This is a genomic window from Pseudoalteromonas sp. M8 (assembly GCF_018141365.1).
GTDB lineage: Bacteria > Pseudomonadota > Gammaproteobacteria > Enterobacterales > Alteromonadaceae > Pseudoalteromonas.
Map to the genome: position 1 here is coordinate 964,061 of NZ_CP047239.1, position 16,617 is coordinate 980,677.

The following is a 16,617-nucleotide window of genomic DNA, read 5'->3' on the forward strand; positions in this document are numbered from 1 at the left end:
TCGCTCTTAGCAGCCATAACTCCCTTCAAAACGGCATGATTAGATGTCAGCGACGACAATTAAACCCACTATCGCCTTGAATTTTTGCAAACCACTACACCTCACTCAAATACTGGATCATCCGTCCTGAGCGTTTCTCTTCTTTAAAGTCACAACTGGTTAGACGATATTAAACGAAGTTATCTGTTAAACAGCGGGTGTCGTGGATATCGCCAAGTAGAAACACTCGGCAATCGCCGCTTGCTAATTGTGATGGGTGTCAGTTATTTTTGCATCAGTTATTTTTGTATGGTTATCTATAAATTTATCGACTAGATAATGATTATCCAATGCCTTTTTCACTGTGAGTGGCAAGTTTTTTACATGCCTTGTTCCGCCAAAATCGCCAAGCAGATTTCCAAAATAAGAATCTGCATTGGGCTGTGCTAAATAATTCAAAGTAGCTACTGTTAAATTTGATGGGACTCTGACCAGATCCTGAGTTCATCTAAAATACTCAGTGCGGTTTTGCCAAAATCGGTTAATTCATAAGTTACAGCGACAGGTCTGTCACTTATCACTTTTCTACGAACCATCCCTTCACTTTCTAGTTCCTTTAGGCGTTGGTCGACCATTTTTTTGCTGGCACCGCCAAGCATACGGGTTAAGTCATTAAACCTTACAGGTTCATCTTTAAGGTGATAAATAATGGAACCTTTCCACTTTCCGCCAATTAAACGCATGCCTTTTTCGATAGCACAGGGTTCAGTGCATGCATTTAAAACTTTTTTTCTACCTTTACTGTCTGTTTTTACGACACTTTCCATCAGTTTTCCTAAAAAACAACTAGGTTACTAAAAGTATACTAATTGATAACTTAAATCAGGTTACTAAAATATACCACACATTGATTGAGTAGGAGAGTGTCTCTCTTACTTATTTTTGCTGAAATTTAGTTTGGAGTTGTTTTATGAGCACTACTGATCTTAAAAACGTATTAATTATTAATGCCCACCAATATTACCCATTCTCTGAAGGTAAGCTAAATGCAGCCTTGATTGATAAGGCAATAACCATGCTGGAAGATAAAGGTTATAACACGCGCGTAGTAACAATGAGTGACGGGTACGATGTGGAGGAGCAATTAGCACTTCATCAATGGGCAGACATTGTATTTTTGCAAACACCAAGCAATTGGATGGGCGTGTCTTGGTCATTCAAAAAGTATATGGATGAAGTATACACAGCAGGCATGGGAGGAGCTTTATGTGTTGGCGACGGTCGCACAGCAGAATCACCAAAGAAAAACTATGGTAAGGGCGGCACGTTAACCAACACCAAATACATGATGTCTCTCACCTTTAATGCGCCGGAAGAAGCCTTTAATGATCCAGAAGAATTCTTCGATGGGAAATCAATCGACGATTTAATGTTCCCTATGCACATGAACTTCAAGTTCTTTGGAATGAAGCCAATGGAAACATTTGCGTGCTTTGATGTGATGAAAAACGCAGATGTTGAAAACGACTTCAAACGTTTCGAAACGCACATTAACAAGCATTTTTAAGGAACAGTCATGAGCATTGATTATACCAATAAGCTTCATGCAGGTTCAGACTTTCCTGCAATTGAAACCAAACTTCTAAATGGTGATATTAAAAAGTTGTCTACGCCTGAAAATGGTTTGGATTGGAAGATGGTTGTTGTTTACCGAGGGCAGCATTGCCCACTTTGTACTCGCTACTTAAACCAGTTAGAAAGTGCGAAAGACCAACTCGCTCAAACAGGCGTAGATTTGATAGCCGTTTCTGGTGACAGTAAAGAACAACTCGAAAGTCATATGGAAAGACTTAATGTGACTTTCCCTATCGCATACGGTCTTACTGTTGAACAAATGCAAGAACTTGGGTTGTTTATATCAGATCCAAGATCGCCTGAAGAAACTGATCATCCATTTGCTGAGCCGGGGCTATTTGTTGTCAATAATGAAGGAAAAGTTCACGTAGTAGATATTTCAAACAACCCGTTTGTAAGACCTGAACTTCAGTCATTGATTAGTGGCTTAGGTTGGATACGAAATCCTGCAAACAACTACCCTATTCGTGGTATGCATAAATAGGAATTCCTATGAAAAAGGTTGTATTTACTGCTGTTACTTCAGTCCTATTGTTTGGAAATGCGTTTGCACAAGACACGAAGGTCGAGGCTGCACACATTGCATCTCCAAACCAATATCAACTACTGCTAGAGAACGAAGAGGTTACCGTACTTAAAATGACACTCAAACCAGGGGAACAGGATAACTGGCATAAACACAATGCTGAGACTGTTTACTTCGAAAAAGGTGGCAAGGCGACGATAACAACGAATGAAAAAGACATAACCTTGGAGATCCCGGATGGCTACGTGATGTGGCATGACCAATGGGAACATCAAGTTAAAAATGTTGGTGATACAACAATCACCGCAATTATCGTGGAGAAGAAATAATCATGTCAAAGACACAAATCAACATTGATATCGTTTCTGATGTGGTTTGTCCTTAGCGTGTAATTGACTACGGTCGCTTAAAAGCAAATCGCTGACCCCCACCACTAATTACTATAGTGATGGGGGTCACTTATTTTCTCTTGCTCCCGATAAGGGGGAGGAGTCCATACATCTCCCACAAAGCTATCCGCACAGCTAATTAGGAGGCTATGCTGATAGTTTTTGAAACCCTTGCAAACAGCTTCATCGTAAAAATCGTAGAAGATCTTACAAGCAACTTATTCCCCCTCCATCACACCCGAAAAGCATAAGCTGATATGCAATGTGCCGACAGGATGTCGGCCAAGTCTCGCCTGGCATCATGGACGTGCCTTACAAGACGGTTGCACTATATCGGCTTAGGATTTGAGGATTGAGTGTGATGCTGGGGCGACGTTTTCTTGGTTCGCTCGATCGCGTCGTTTAAAAAGAATGAACGAGAAACGCATGGATGCGCCTTGATATTAGCCAAGGAGGGTGATTTCTCCAATAACTCGAGAGTATGTGTAAAGTCAGCCTGTCCTCCTGACTGGTTTCGACGCCCATCCATGGGCTACGACATACTTTTCTTTGATGCCCAAAGAACAAGTATGCAAAAGAAAGGGCACTCCCAACATCACACTGACTCCTCAAGCAAATCGCCAATATGAACGTCACCGCTGTGTAAGGGACATCCCTGTCCCTGTCACAGCTTTTCACGCATCCATGCGTTGAAATGACTCATTGGCACTTTACTTTCGGGTGTGATGAGGGAGGCAAACGGTGCTGAGAGCTTTTTTGGTACTTGCAGGCAAATTTGCTGCTTTTGAGAGAAAAACTAGAACTCGCAGCCAAAACTAATCCCCCCTTAACCACACCAGAAAAGCATAACTTCTCGGCGGGTGAACCACCTCCCACAAAACTATTTAGACTGTTAATTAGGAGGCTATGCTGATAGCTTTTATAACCCTTGCAAACAGCTTCATCATAAAAATCGTAGAAGATCTTACAAGCAACGTATTCCCCCTCCATCACACCCGAAAAGCATAAGCTGATATGCAATGTGCCGACAGGATGTCGGCCAAGTCTTGTCTGGCATCATGGACGTGCCTTACAAGACGGTTGCACTATATCGGCTTAGGATTTGAGGATTGAGTGTGATGCTGGGGCGACGTTTTCTTGGTTCGTTCTTTTTCGTCGTTTAAAAAGAATGAACGAGGAGCGCATGGATGCGCTTTGATATTAGCCATGGAGGGTAAGGCTAATATGTCCTCCTGACAGGTTTCGACGCCCATCCATGGGCTACGACTTACTTTTCTTTGATGCCCAAAGAACAAGTATGCAAAAGAAAGGGCACTCCCGACATCACACTGACTCCTCAAGTAAATTGCCAATATGAACGTCACCGCTGTGTAAGAGCCATCCTTGGCCCTGTCACAGTTTTTCACGCATCCATGCGTTGAAATGACTCATTGGCAATTTACTTTCGGGTGTGATGAGGGAGACATACTGTGCTGAAAATTTTTTTGGTGCTTGCAGGCAAATTTGCTGCTTTAGTAGATTAAACCAGAAACAACGGTCAATACCACGCCCGAAAAGCGTAGAAGATCTTACAAGCAACTTTATTCCCCCTCCATCACACCCGAAAAGCATAAGCCGATATGCAATGTGCCGACAGGATGTCGGCCAAGTCTTGTCTGGCATCATGGACGTGCCTTACAAGACGGTTGCACTATATCAGCTTAAGATTTGAGGATTGAGTGTGATGCTGGGGCGACGTTTTCTTGGTTCGTTCTTTTTCGTCGTTTAAAAAGAATGAACGAGGAGCGCATGGATGCGCTTTGATACGTACCATGGAAGGTGACTTTTCCAAAAGACTCGAGACGATGAGTTAAGTCAGCCTGTCCTCCTGACTGGTTTCGACGCCCATCCATGGGCTACGACATACTTTTCTTTGATGCCCAAAGAACAAGTATGCAAAAGAAAGGGCACTCCCGACATCACACTGACTCCTCAAGTAAATTGCCAATATGAACGTCACCGCTGTGTAAGGGCCATCCTTGCCCCTGTCACAGCTTTTCACGCATCCATGCGTTGAAATGACTCATTGGCACTTTACTTTCGGGTGTGATGAGGGAGACACAAGGCGCTGATAAATTCTTGTGGTGCTTGTAAGCGACTTAGCTGCTTCAGGAGATAAAACCAGAACTAACAGACAGCGCGATTCCCCCTCCATCACACCCGAAAAGCATAAGCCGATATGCAATGTGCCGACAGGATGTCGGCCAAGTCTTGTCTGGCATCATGGATGTGCCATACAAGGCGGTTGCACTATATCGGCTTAGGATTTGAGGATTGAGTGTGATGCTGGGGCGACGTTTTCTTGGTTCGTTCTTTTTCGTCGTTTAAAAAGAATGAACGAGAAGCGCATGGATGCGCTTTGATATTAGCCAAGGAGGGTATGTTTGATTAGGACTGCTGTGTAAAATCAAGTAGTTAACCTGCTTAATTGCTCAGGCTAGCGGCCTCAGTATGCGTAAAAAATATAATTGCTTATCAAGCCAAATTTAGGTGTAATGAATACATAATAAGCGCTGAGCGATGCACGGAAAGCTTACATAACACTAGCTAGGAAAGTGAGAACCTCCAAAAAGCCTACTTTTTCTAAGTAAGCCATCGCATAAACAACACCAACTCGGACACACCGAGCAGGTAGCGACTCAGTCCAACAAGCGATTATGCAACACAAACTGCGTGTCGCATAAATACTAAAATGTTAAACCTTTCGAATCACTAAGGAGATAAAGTGATAGATATCAATAATCCAGCTGGTCGTTATTACGAGATTTTACGTAAAGCGAAAAGCAAAGGAGATGATCTAAAAGTTCGTCAAGTGTGGGCTCAGGTTCTAGACGAAGATGAAAGTGATGACTCCACGATTACTAGAAAGGTAATTGAGGTATATCAGCTTGGAGAAGAGGTGAAGAGACTTATCGGCATGAATGAAGGTGTAAACAAAGAATTGTACCTATCATCATTCCCGCAAATTGAAAGGGCTATATTTCCTCTACAACTTAACACAACCTGGAAAGCACAAAAGCAGCAGCTTAATGATGGGGTAATGACAAGACTCCAATTTTGCTCAGAACTTTTGTCATCGATCTACAATGAAGAACAGCTGAAAGACGAAGACTTAGCGCAAGTCACTAAGCTAATAGATGAACTATTTAGCGCAGTTCTAAGTAGCTCATTGGACGGAGGAATAAGGATTACCCTTCTAGAAGAGATAGAACGCTTACGCACGGCACTTTCTATGTATAAAATTAATGGTGCAAAAGGCCTTAAACAGTCTCTCCAGTCAACCATAGGTATGGTAGTAACCAATCAGGGTGAATTATCAAGTGTGGCTGCTTCGGAGCCTGATGTTATCGAACGACTAGGTAAGCTGATAGATAAAGTCGACTCTTTTACAGCTAAAGCATTAAAAGTACATAAGGCACTTACAAAGCCAGTTCAGTTTCTCATTGGCCTTGTTACTGATAATGATGACTCGTCGCCTGAATCAATCGAACCTGAAGGTGGTGCCGAGCCTTAACAAGCGCACGTTGCCGGACTGGCTTTGGCACAAAGTCGACCCTAGGCTCTAACATGTTTTTGCCCAAGAATGAGTTAGATCGACCGTCTGTTCCTCGCTTTTAGCAGCTATAGCCCCTTCAAAACTGCATGATTAAATATCAGCAACGACAATTAAACCCACTATCGCCTCGAGTTTTGGCAAACCACTACACCTCCCTCAAATACTGGATCATCCGTCCTGAGCGTTTCTCTTCTTTGAAGTCACAACTGGTTAAACGATATTGAACGAAGTTATCTGTTAAGCAGCGGGTGTCGTGGATATCGCCGGGTAGAAACACTCGGCAATCGCCGGCTTTGAGCGTGTCTGTTCCTCGGGATACGAGGTGGGTTTCGCCGCTTGCTGTGGTGATGGGTTTGTAAGTTGTCATTTCCATTTCGCCAGATTGCACAGCATAAAATACCCAACCTGCGCCATGATCATGAGGCGGGCGGTACGTGCCCTTTTCTTCTGCATGGACTAGCAGCATAAAACCATATTCAGGGTCTTGGTAGAGTGTTTTTGATGCTAGTCTTTCACGCATAATGCTCGCAAGCCAAGGCTCGTGCGGTGGAGACTGAGTAAGTTCGCTTAACAATTCACGTACAGTTACTGTGGTGCTTGAATTTAGCCCGCTCCAGTTGGCTTTTATGTCATTGACGATTTTATCTAAGCTATTTTGCATTGCCTCTGCCTCTTATCGTTTGGTCACTGTCATTCGGTTAAGAGGAGCATACAACTTCAAGTTCACTTTAAGTCAAGGAATAGAATTGCTCGAATAATAGCGGTGTCGCTTAAAACTGATAACTTAACGAAAGTTTGATGGTGCGACCAAAAATGGGTCTAGTATAAAAGATAGCCTCTTGGTGGCTTAAATCATCCCTAGGATTGCCCTCAGTTAGCCCCATAGCATTGGTGAGGTTTTTAACCTCAAGCTGTGCGCTGAGCTGTTCATTAACTGCCAACTCGGTAAATAAGTCCCATGTTTGATAGGCTGGTAAGGCAAAACGATTAGCGATATCAGAATAGCGTTTACCAACATACGACCAGGTGATAGCCGCGGTAATAGGTCCTGCTTTGTATTCCGGCGTTAGTCGTAGTTGTAACTCCGGCGTGCGTGTTATTTGATTGCCATTAAATTCGCTTTGTGGCAATTGCTTGGGAATGCCATAAAACCCAGCGTCTTGCCACACACCTATCGCTCTAAATTGCAAGGCCGGACTATATTGATAGTCAAATTCGAACTCCAGCCCTCGTGTTTGGGTATTGATTGAAACGGCTTGTTGAGTCGTAGCCGCACCACGGTACACCGTGAGCGGGAGCGGATCAAATTTGGTCTCAAATAACGCGCCACTAAACTGCCAATCAGCGGTTTGATAACGCAGTCCAACTTCACCTAACGCCAAGCGAATGGGTTGACCAAAATCTTGTTGTGCACGCTCCTCTTCACTTTTAGCCCACCCGCGGCCATTGCCGTAATTAATGAGCCGTGGCATTTCAAAGGCGTCGGAATAACGTGCAAATATCGCCATAGCGTCGCCGATTTGGTAATTTGCGCCAATACTGAGCGCATTTTGCGTAAAGGAATCACGTAAAGTGGTAGCTGGGAGGTAGTGAGAATAAGTGGCTTTTGATGAGTCGGTGTACGACTTTACCCCTTCAAGTAGCGTGCTGGTGAGATTCAGATGTTCATTACGAAGTGCCAAATCAACTCTAAGGTTTTCAGTGAGCTGCCAGTCAATATTGGCATACAGCGAATGTGATTGAGACAAGCCGCTACCGCTTAAATAAACGGGACCGGCGTAAGATAAAAAACCTTGCTCGGTAAAATTGGCAATCACATTTTCTTGCCCATCAACCAGTACGATGTCCAGCCGTTCTGGTTGATGCTTTACATCCGTTAGTAACGCGCCAAGCCATTTATCTAGTGGTAACTCGTCGAAATCACTTCGAGCGTAAATATGGCCGAGGGTCAGTGACCACTGCGCGTCGAGATAGTCCACACTAAAATGATTTACCAGCTGCTGTTGCCTGTAACGTGAATATAAAGGATAACTAGCGGTCACGAGACCATTACCATTAAGCGTTGCAGGGTTGGCAACTAAGGTGTTATCTGAATAACGTAAGTATCGAGGGCGCAATGCGCTATTTGCAAAGTGGCGTTTAAATTCGGTGATATCGGCGTGTTGTAATCGGCTTGTGGCGTCGACTATGGTTTGGTTGCCCAAATTCATTAAGGTATACAAGTCATTGTTTAAACTTGAAAATCGCGTACGATTGCTCAGGTTAACGTGTTCAAAAAGCGGCGTATTAAATAGTAAAGTGTAGCTATTTAGGCGTGTTTGCTGAGCGTCTTCTAAGTCACGCTGCACGCGTCCTTCCGGAGTGAAGAAGGTGAGCGACCTGAGATCGTCGCTCAGTAGCGTTCCATCGTCATAAGGCAGGCTCGCCAGCTCTCGAATTTCGCCGCTGTTTTGCATCACTAAAGGCGCGTAAAAGCTGGTTTTATCGTTTAAATGTTTATAGCTAAAATCAAGCTCAAATGCATCGGTTAACCAGCTCATGCGCGCACTCACTTGGCCCCCTAAGTCGCTTTGATAACCCGGCTCCCGAATACCGTCGGATATACGATAAAACCCGCCTACCGTATAAAACCATTCATCATTCAACGCTCCGCTAAACACGCCATCAAAACGAGTGTAGTCATAGCTCAATCCCTGACTCACTTTCACTAAATTAAAAGGATTTTCTGAGCCTCGCCTGCCGATATAGTTCACCATTGCCGCAGGCCCGTTCACAGTAAAAATACCGCTACTGCCGCCCCGCACCGCTTCAATGGCTTGATGGGTTAGGTCTGGACGTAAAAAAAAGTCCCCCCAAATACCGTCATAGGTCACGGGCAACCCATCTTCCATCAGGCTGATAAATCTAAACCCCTCGCCGCCTCTAAGTCCCCTTGGCGCAACATTATTATTCGTTTCGCCACCCGAGTCTTCAACCCAAAAGCCGGTGATATTTTTAAGCGCTTCTGCACTGGAATACGGCGTTTGTTTTTCAAGTTGTAGGCTTGCAAGCTGAGTGATTGAAATAGACGAGTTTAAAATGCTACGGTTTTTGCCGCTTACACCCGTTACGATAATACGCTCAAAGTGTTGTGCAGACTCAAGTTTTTTAGGAGTCACAAAAATACGCTGCTGCTCAGGGTCTAGGGAAAAGTCGTAGGCCGCTTGTTGAAAGCTGGTAAGCAAGACTTGTTCGAGGGTGTAGCGGCCAGTTACCTGCTCAACACTAATGTTATCTGGAATTTCGGCTGCACTTAACTGCCAGCCACTTTGCGCAGCAATATCGAGTAAACGCTGCTGCAAAGTCGCTTGAGGCAAGTTAAATTGATGATCCGTGGTAGCAAATGCAACGCCACCAAACCATATTAACCACGCTAACAGCGGGATTAATAGCTTGAATAACATAGTTTAAATCAATGTCTTTATTATTGTATAAACTTTGTACCACTTATATTGTGACTTTGCTATGACACTTTTAGCTAATTTGCGATTAGGGTGTATTCCTCGCCTTTTTGCATCACAGTGATTGGATAAATTTTTTCTAAACTGTTGAGCCAATCGCCTATTTCAGTGGTTAAAAAGGTGCCGTTGTAGGTCAGCTTTGCTAGGCGTTGATCGCTTAACTTCACTTTGATTTCGCTATATCGCGACACATCATTAAGCACATTGCCTAATTCTGCGTTTTGATACACTAAGTAGCCTTTTTGCCACGCCATGGTCAACGCTTCACCTTGGGCTTTACTACGGGTAACTTCGCCTTGCTGTGTAACTTCTACCGCTTGCCCTTGGGTCAATTTGATCGCTTGTTGCTGAGTCACAGCCACACGGCCCTCAAGCACATCGACTCTAATTGAAGCCGGATTGGCGCGAACATTAAACACTGTGCCTAGCGCCTCAACTTGGCTGTTTTGGTAGCGCACGATAAACGGTCGCTGTTTGTCTTTACTCACGCTAAACAGCGCCTCACCTTGGTACAACAGTAGTTCTCTTGAAGTGTTGCTGTAGCGAACAGCCAATTGGCTATTGGCCCCTAAATCAACCTGACTATTATCATCAAGCGTAATGGTGCGATGCTCATTGACCTTGGTTTGAAAGAACTCGCTGTACACTGTATCGACAGGGGCTGGCTTAGCACTGGCAACAGGTGCTTGCTGTAGTGGCTGCTCTGGTGCCATAAAAGTCACCAAACCAACCAGCAGTAAAGTCGCGGCAATCGCAAGATACCAAGGCTGAGCGAGGCGTTTGGATGGTGGCTTAATGTCAGTTACAGCCGTGGTGTTTTGTGCATCCAGCTGTGCAAGCTGCTGAGTAACATAGTCATCGTCAAGTTGGGCTGAAAGCGTCCAAAGCTCCAACATTTTGTTGAACACATCACTGTGTAGCGGATTTTCAGCTAGCCAAGCGTTTAGCGGCTGTGGATATTGAGTGCTGTCATGAGGTGAGATCTGCTGCTCGTCTAAGACTAATAACCAATCAGCGGCTTGTTCTTCAATTATTGCTAAATCGTCAGATAATGGAATCATGTTTATATCCTTAACACTCATGATCAAAGCTCATGCTGTAACTGCTGGTAGCAATGACGAACTGCACGTAATACATATTTTCTTACCATACTTGGGGATATCTGTAAGGTCAAAGCTATCTCCTCATAGCTTTGACCACGTATTTTATACAATAAAAAAGCCAGCCTACATTTGTCGGGTAAGCTTGCGAGAGACTTTTCCATTTCTTTAAGTAGCTCTTGGTTGTGGTGGTTTTGTTCAGGGTTAGCACTTGCGTAAGGTTGTGGCATTTGATCGCTATCGTGCTCACGGTCATCAAACGGGCTACGCGCTTTACGCCGCAGCTTATCAATGGCCAAATTGGTTGCAATTTTATACAAGTACGCGGCGATATAGTTGCTGACATTATCCTGCTCAAGTCCAAGCAATTTCACAAACGCCTCTTGGGCAACGTCTTCCGCCTCTCGTTTGTCTAACCCTTTGCCCATAATGTGGCGGATCAGCTTTTGCTGTTGTTTTAAAAACAACTCCTCTACCTGTTGACGACGTGCAAGGTCGTCGTTTGCAGCTACCGTAGTGGTATCGACTGCTTTACGCTTAAAAGATAATAACGGTGGCATGAATACGCATCCTACTCTTCCATTTGTGTTAGCGTGCAGCGAACCCATAAATTAATAGGTTCGCTGGCGTTGCTTAAACCAATTTGCTTAATTAACCGTTGCGACTCGGCTTACCTTGCCCGAATCACTCACCGTTCTGAGTTGTACTTTAGATGACGCGGTCAATGTCACAGGCCCTTCATAGCGATGCCATGTTACGCCTTGGTCAATCGAATACTCCGTAGCCATGCCAACAAACCGGGTATTGACGATTAACTTACCACCTTCAATCGCGCCTCCAGGTAATGGAATACGATAATTTACCCCGACCTGCTGTGGTATTTGAGCATTAATATCGACCACTTGGTAATAGTCCAATAGTGGTAGAGCGTATTGTCCTAAAGTGTTGGTAAAGGTGTGCCAAGCCTCGGTAGTCGCTGCGCCTTGCGCTGGCATATCTTGCACCCATGCACGCTCAGCGGCCCCCAGTAATTTCGGGAAAGTCATATAATCAAGAATTTCTGGTGACTTTTGGTTTTCGCCAAAAAGTTGCGCCTGAATACCTTGAACATTTTGTTTACCCGCTTCGCTCAGTAACACCCATTTTGGGTCCCACGGTACTGGGTTGCCCAGCTTGTCATGCTCGGCGTTAGCGTAGATATTAAACGGACGATATTCAAACGCCTTTTTGGTATCTGTGTAACCTGCCCAGTGATAGCCTATTTCATCAGGATGTTTGTTATACGCAAGGTCAAGATACAAGTTTGTCGCATGGGCCAGCACGACTTTGTGACCTTGGTTAGCAAACTTGTAGGCCTGATGCTCATTGCCCCAACCCCACACGTTATTCCAAAACACGGGGAATATCTCACCGTAACTAACATTACCCGTACCATTGTGCGACAACACATCGCCCCAAGTTGCCATATCAAAACCATGCTGATTGACTATCTGCTTCCAGCGTAAAAAGAAGTAGTCAAACAGCTCTGCATCGGTTTTGCCTGCTGTAGCTGGGTTTTGATCGACCGCTGGAGATTGCGCCCACCATTCATTCGGACCTAAATGTGGCAGCTCGTCACCACCGCCATGCAGCCGAGTCAATGTCGCATCGGGCACGGCATCATAAATGGCGCGAGTTTCTTTCACCACATGGTTGAGGAAAGTAAAGGTGCTCTCAAGTGCTGGGTTCACAAAGTTGTCGGTATAAAATTGTGGGGTGTAATACTGCGACTGGTCGAGCGGATCAATCAATCTAAAACGATTTGCTTCAGCTGGGTCGCTATCTTTGTATTTGTTGTAGCGATATTCCATCGCTTTGATTGCTGCGCGCGCATGGGCTGGAAAATCATATTCGATGATCACATCAATATGACGGTCAGCGGCATACTGAAGAATTTCTTTAAAATCATTCACCGTGTAGTAGCCCCAGCCTTTACCGAGAAAGTTTTGCTGAGCAATTTCAAAGCCTTGATAACTAGGCGCGGTACCTAAGTTTGCAGCTGTTTCATCCGTGGGTTTATTTTCAATCCCATCTCCTGGCGCAAATCCATTGGCAGCTCCCATAAACGTATGCAGCATCGTACTTTCGCTCAGGTCATATCCCCGCTTTGCTCCAAACTCCGTGAGTTCAGGAATACCGGGAATTTCTAGTCGCCAACCTTCATCGTTGGCAAGGTTAATTTCAAATTTGTTTAACTTGTAAAAAGCCATTAAGTCTAACAACTTAAATACCGTTTCTTTGCTTTGGAAATTACGCGACACATCCAGCATCATGCCTCGATATTCAAACCGTGGTGCATCCAAAATAGTGCTAGCGGGTAGTACGGCATTGTCGGACAAAGTGGCTGAGTTTTTAGCCGTTTTATACACAGTGGTTGGGATCATTTGACGAAGTGTTTGAATACCATAAAACACCCCTTGGGCGTCACTTCCAGTAATGGTGATCCCCGAAAATGCATCGACCTCAAGCTTATAACCACTTGCGTCCGGCTGATTGTCTTGATTGGTATCGAGATTTGGGTCTAGCTGCAACTTGATAAGGTTCGGGCCATTTTGCACGGTGCTATTAATCGCAAATGTGCCACTCAGAATATCGCGCAGTGCCGTTTGTAAGAAGGTGGCTTCTTTAGCCAGTGAAGCTGGCGCTGAAATACTGGTTAATTGGCTCATCAAAGTTAAGAATTCATCATTCGGTGTTACCACTGAATGGGGCTGCGGAACCAAGCGATTTTTCAGCGGCAATGCCATGTGCGTCGCGCTGTTTTCGGCGAATCGGATGGCGGACGTTTGCACCGGCATATTATCGTTAACCGCTTGCTTTGTTTGTTTTGGATCGCTTGGGTTCATCATCACGTCCACCAGCACAGCTTGAGGCGCTTGACTATTGTAGCTAATGTGAAAACCCGATGGTGAGTCGTTTTTCAGCATTTGCCAATACTGTGCAACGATTTCAATAGTACGAGATTCACCCGGTTGAATGGGGGCAAAACCCGCTGTGGGCTTAAGTACAAAGTAATCACCACTTTTTGCGTCATCGGCATTTTCTAAACTTAGATTCTGTGCGGCGATATGCTGGCGCGCATACTGACCATTTGGATCTGAGTCTGGTAGTACGCTTGCAGGCGGCCTTACCGAGCTAAAATAAAGCGCCCAGCCAGACTCACCCAATGGCTCAAGACCATTATTAGTAATCGTCAGACTGCCAAGAAAGATGTTTTCTCCAATGCCATGATCCACGACTTGCCAGCGTAATACTAAGTTATCTGGGTGAGGATGTGCGACGCTATAGTGGCTCGCAGTCAACAAGGCTAAGCCTGACAGTGAGGCAGTAATTATCTGTTTTTTTGCAAACATGTTGGCTCCTAAAATATTGTTATTGTTCGGATAGAGCGCGTACTGCTGCCACTCTATCTATGTAAACGTTTGAGCCGAGGAAGTTGGGAATGGAATCATAAATAATGCCCTAATTACGTATTTAGTATTAGGGCTGGTGTGATTAATATACCGCTATTTCATCGATATACAGGGGAAGTTTGGGGATTTGAATATCGTCAGATTGCTTACTATTAATGGCCACCACCTTTAAAAAGCGCACACTTACAGGAGCAAACGACAACACCGACATGGGCCCACGCGGATTATTAACCTCAGCTAACGTTTGCCACTGCCGTTTATCGCTTGAACCCAGCACTTGAATATGTGTTGGCGGGTGCAGTTGTCTATGTCGCCCGCTGTCAAAGCCCAGCTTAACCTGCTGCACTTGCGTTGACGCATCAAAGTCAATAACCGCCTCAAGATCGGTATCGTAAAAAATCGCGTAATCATCAACGCTGTAAAATTGATCATAAGCAAATTGACCATCCTGCAGCTTAATCGCTGAGCCTTCGGCAGCTAGCGAGGCAAGCGTTATTTCTTTTCCAAGCGCTAAATGAGGTGAAAGCGTTAAACGCGCATCGCCTACCAATTGCCCCAAATCGCTTACATAACTGCGGGCGCGAAGCTGCGTTTCGTCAGTTATCACTAGCGGCTTTTGATACTGCTGCGATTGTAGCGTTGGCTCGCTGCCGTCTAAGGTATAGTAAATAGCCGTGTCGGCAATTTCAGAGGTGATGGTGGCGACGAGCTGCTGCCCATTAATCTCGCTTGAAATAATAGGCTTATGGCTACTATAAGCGGTATTGAGGTGCATCTTCTGGTAGCGTTTTATAAGCGCGGGTAACCGATATTGGCTGTAATCAGACCACGACTTTTGTGTTTTATTCGACCACAATGTTTCGGCCAGCGCACTCAAGCGCGGAAACAGCATATACTCGGCATGACGAGGTGTTTTTATATATTCAGTCCAAAGTGCCCCTTGCGCACCAATAATAAAGGCTTGCTGCTCAGCGCTTAAGTGGCTCGGCTGTGGCTCATATTGATAAACGTTTTTTAGACTTGAAAGCCCGTGGATGGCTTTGGGCTCATCAAGATTGCGCGATTGATAAGCATCAAAATAAATATATTGATAAGGACTCATGATCACCTGATGGCCCATTTTTGCAGCTTGGATGCCTCCTTCCGTGCCCCGCCAAGACATGATCACGGCGTCATCCGCTACCCCTCCTTCTAATATTTCATCCCAACCAATCACCGTTTTACCAAGATTTTGGACGATTTTAGCGACCCGTTTAATAAAATAGCTTTGCACTTGCTCAGGTGTGGTTAACTGATGCTGTTGCATCAACTTTTTCACCTCGGGGCTTTCTAACCACTGCTTTTTTATCACCTCATCGCCACCAATGTGGATATATTGGCTCGGAAATAGCTCGGCAACCTCTTTGTATACAACAGCAAGAAACGCAAACACGTCTTCACGGGGACAAAGCACATCTTCAAAAATCCCAAACTGCGGCTGCACCTTTACTGCGCGCTGGTGGCAAGATAACTCGGGATATGCGGCAAGCATCGCACTGCTATGCCCTGGAATATCGATTTCAGGGATCACTTCAATATGTCGCGCCTGCGCGTACTCAATCACTTCCTTAATTTGCGCCTTGGTATAAAAGCCCGATACCGTTTTATTATCAAACAATGGTTGATAATCATAGGTATGGCCAACCACGGTATTAGGCCGTGTTGCCCCAATCTCGGTTAGTTTAGGGTACGCATCAATGGCGATTCGCCAGCCTTGATCATCGGTTAGGTGCCACTGAAAGACATTGAATTTATGCATCGCCAGCCAATCGATATAACGCTTCACGAACGCCACATCGAAAAAGTGCCGACTTACATCTAAATGCATGCCACGGTATGAGAATCGGGGCTGATCTTTTATTTCTACCGCAGGTATTGCCCAATTCGCCTGATTGATGGGCATACGCGACTCTATCTCAGCAGGGAGTAATTGTCGCAGTGACTGCATCCCCAAAATAATCCGGTCGCAGTATTCGCTTGTATTTCAACCCTTTCAGGTGTAACGCTCAGCGCATATCCCTCTTGAGATAGCGGTGCATCGACAATCTTAAAGGCAATACTATTTTTAGTTGTGCTATCAGCCTGAGACACTGGCAACTGATAGCCCGTAGGCGAGCGTAAAAAGGTCGCTAATTGCTGCGCAACGCGTTGAGCTTGCTGCTGGTTAAAGGTAATTTTACTGTCATGGGTAAGGTTAAAGTGACCATTACCAACACTAGCACTCAGTGGTTTTGGGGTGATCTGTAGCGCTGCACAAAGTGGTGTGAGCAACAAAGAAAACAGTAATAAACTGCTTTGCAAAAATGTATAAAAGACACTCTGGTTCATAAATAACTTCCTGAGAAAAGCCCGCTTTTAGCGGGCTTGAGTGAACTAATGAGCACTGGGCTGTGTGCAAATTA

At 44.9% G+C, this 16,617-nt stretch carries 12 protein-coding genes and 1 pseudogene; 4 read left to right on the top strand and 9 right to left on the bottom strand.

Translation table 11 applies throughout. From position 1 onward, the window contains the following. Positions 1-267: 267 nt before the first annotated feature. Together GSF13_RS03930 and GSF13_RS03935 are read right to left on the bottom strand one after the other, a co-directional pair. A pseudogene (locus GSF13_RS03930) lies at positions 268-438 on the bottom strand (DUF479 domain-containing protein); the annotation flags it as partial. An 11-nt stretch (positions 439-449) separates the two neighbouring features. Beyond that, positions 450-806, bottom strand: coding sequence for a helix-turn-helix domain-containing protein (locus GSF13_RS03935; RefSeq protein ID WP_017217773.1), 357 nt, complete (start codon positions 804-806; stop codon positions 450-452). Positions 807-949: 143 nt separating this feature from the next. On the opposite strand from GSF13_RS03935, the gene GSF13_RS03940 reads away from it, so the two are divergent. The 4 genes from GSF13_RS03940 to GSF13_RS03955 all read left to right on the top strand — a co-directional run bounded on the left by GSF13_RS03940 (position 950) and on the right by GSF13_RS03955 (position 6,082). Beyond that, entirely contained in the window at positions 950-1,546 is a 597-nt protein-coding gene (locus GSF13_RS03940; RefSeq protein ID WP_017217774.1) for an NAD(P)H-dependent oxidoreductase, read from the top strand. A 9-nt stretch (positions 1,547-1,555) separates the two neighbouring features. Beyond that, a complete protein-coding gene (locus GSF13_RS03945; protein ID WP_017217775.1) occupies positions 1,556-2,098 on the top strand; it encodes a peroxiredoxin-like family protein in 543 nt (180 codons plus the stop codon). An 8-nt stretch (positions 2,099-2,106) separates the two neighbouring features. Beyond that, complete coding sequence (locus GSF13_RS03950) at positions 2,107-2,469, top strand: hypothetical protein (RefSeq protein WP_102058308.1); 363 nt, start codon at positions 2,107-2,109, stop codon at positions 2,467-2,469. A gap of 2,824 nt (positions 2,470-5,293) precedes the next feature. Beyond that, a complete protein-coding gene (locus GSF13_RS03955) occupies positions 5,294-6,082 on the top strand; it encodes a hypothetical protein (protein WP_211865261.1) in 789 nt (262 codons plus the stop codon). 187 nt (positions 6,083-6,269) lie between these two features. On the opposite strand, the gene GSF13_RS03960 is transcribed toward GSF13_RS03955, so the two are convergent. From GSF13_RS03960 to GSF13_RS24575, 7 genes are all read right to left on the bottom strand, one after another. Continuing rightward, on the bottom strand, positions 6,270-6,785 hold the full coding sequence (locus GSF13_RS03960) for a hypothetical protein (RefSeq protein ID WP_039496335.1): 516 nt from the start codon (positions 6,783-6,785) through the stop codon (positions 6,270-6,272). 109 nt (positions 6,786-6,894) lie between these two features. After that, positions 6,895-9,567 carry a TonB-dependent receptor gene (locus GSF13_RS03965; RefSeq protein WP_211865263.1) on the bottom strand — a complete coding sequence of 891 codons (2,673 nt, stop codon included), beginning with the start codon at positions 9,565-9,567 and terminating at the stop codon, positions 6,895-6,897. Between the two features lie 74 nt (positions 9,568-9,641). Next, positions 9,642-10,685: a FecR domain-containing protein gene (locus GSF13_RS03970; protein WP_206472692.1), complete on the bottom strand. Its 1,044-nt coding sequence runs from the start codon at positions 10,683-10,685 to the stop codon at positions 9,642-9,644. A 23-nt stretch (positions 10,686-10,708) separates the two neighbouring features. After that, positions 10,709-11,284, bottom strand: coding sequence for an RNA polymerase sigma factor (locus tag GSF13_RS03975; protein WP_010375741.1), 576 nt, complete (start codon positions 11,282-11,284; stop codon positions 10,709-10,711). A gap of 87 nt (positions 11,285-11,371) precedes the next feature. After that, positions 11,372-14,116, bottom strand: coding sequence for a family 20 glycosylhydrolase (locus GSF13_RS03980; RefSeq protein ID WP_211865265.1), 2,745 nt, complete (start codon positions 14,114-14,116; stop codon positions 11,372-11,374). Positions 14,117-14,258: 142 nt separating this feature from the next. Next, complete coding sequence (locus GSF13_RS03985; protein ID WP_249122632.1) at positions 14,259-16,118, bottom strand: family 20 glycosylhydrolase; 1,860 nt, start codon at positions 16,116-16,118, stop codon at positions 14,259-14,261. A gap of 8 nt (positions 16,119-16,126) precedes the next feature. Then, positions 16,127-16,543 (bottom strand): glycoside hydrolase family 20 zincin-like fold domain-containing protein, encoded by a 417-nt coding sequence (locus GSF13_RS24575; protein WP_249122633.1) that lies wholly within the window; start codon positions 16,541-16,543, stop codon positions 16,127-16,129. Positions 16,544-16,617: the final 74 nt, after the last annotated feature.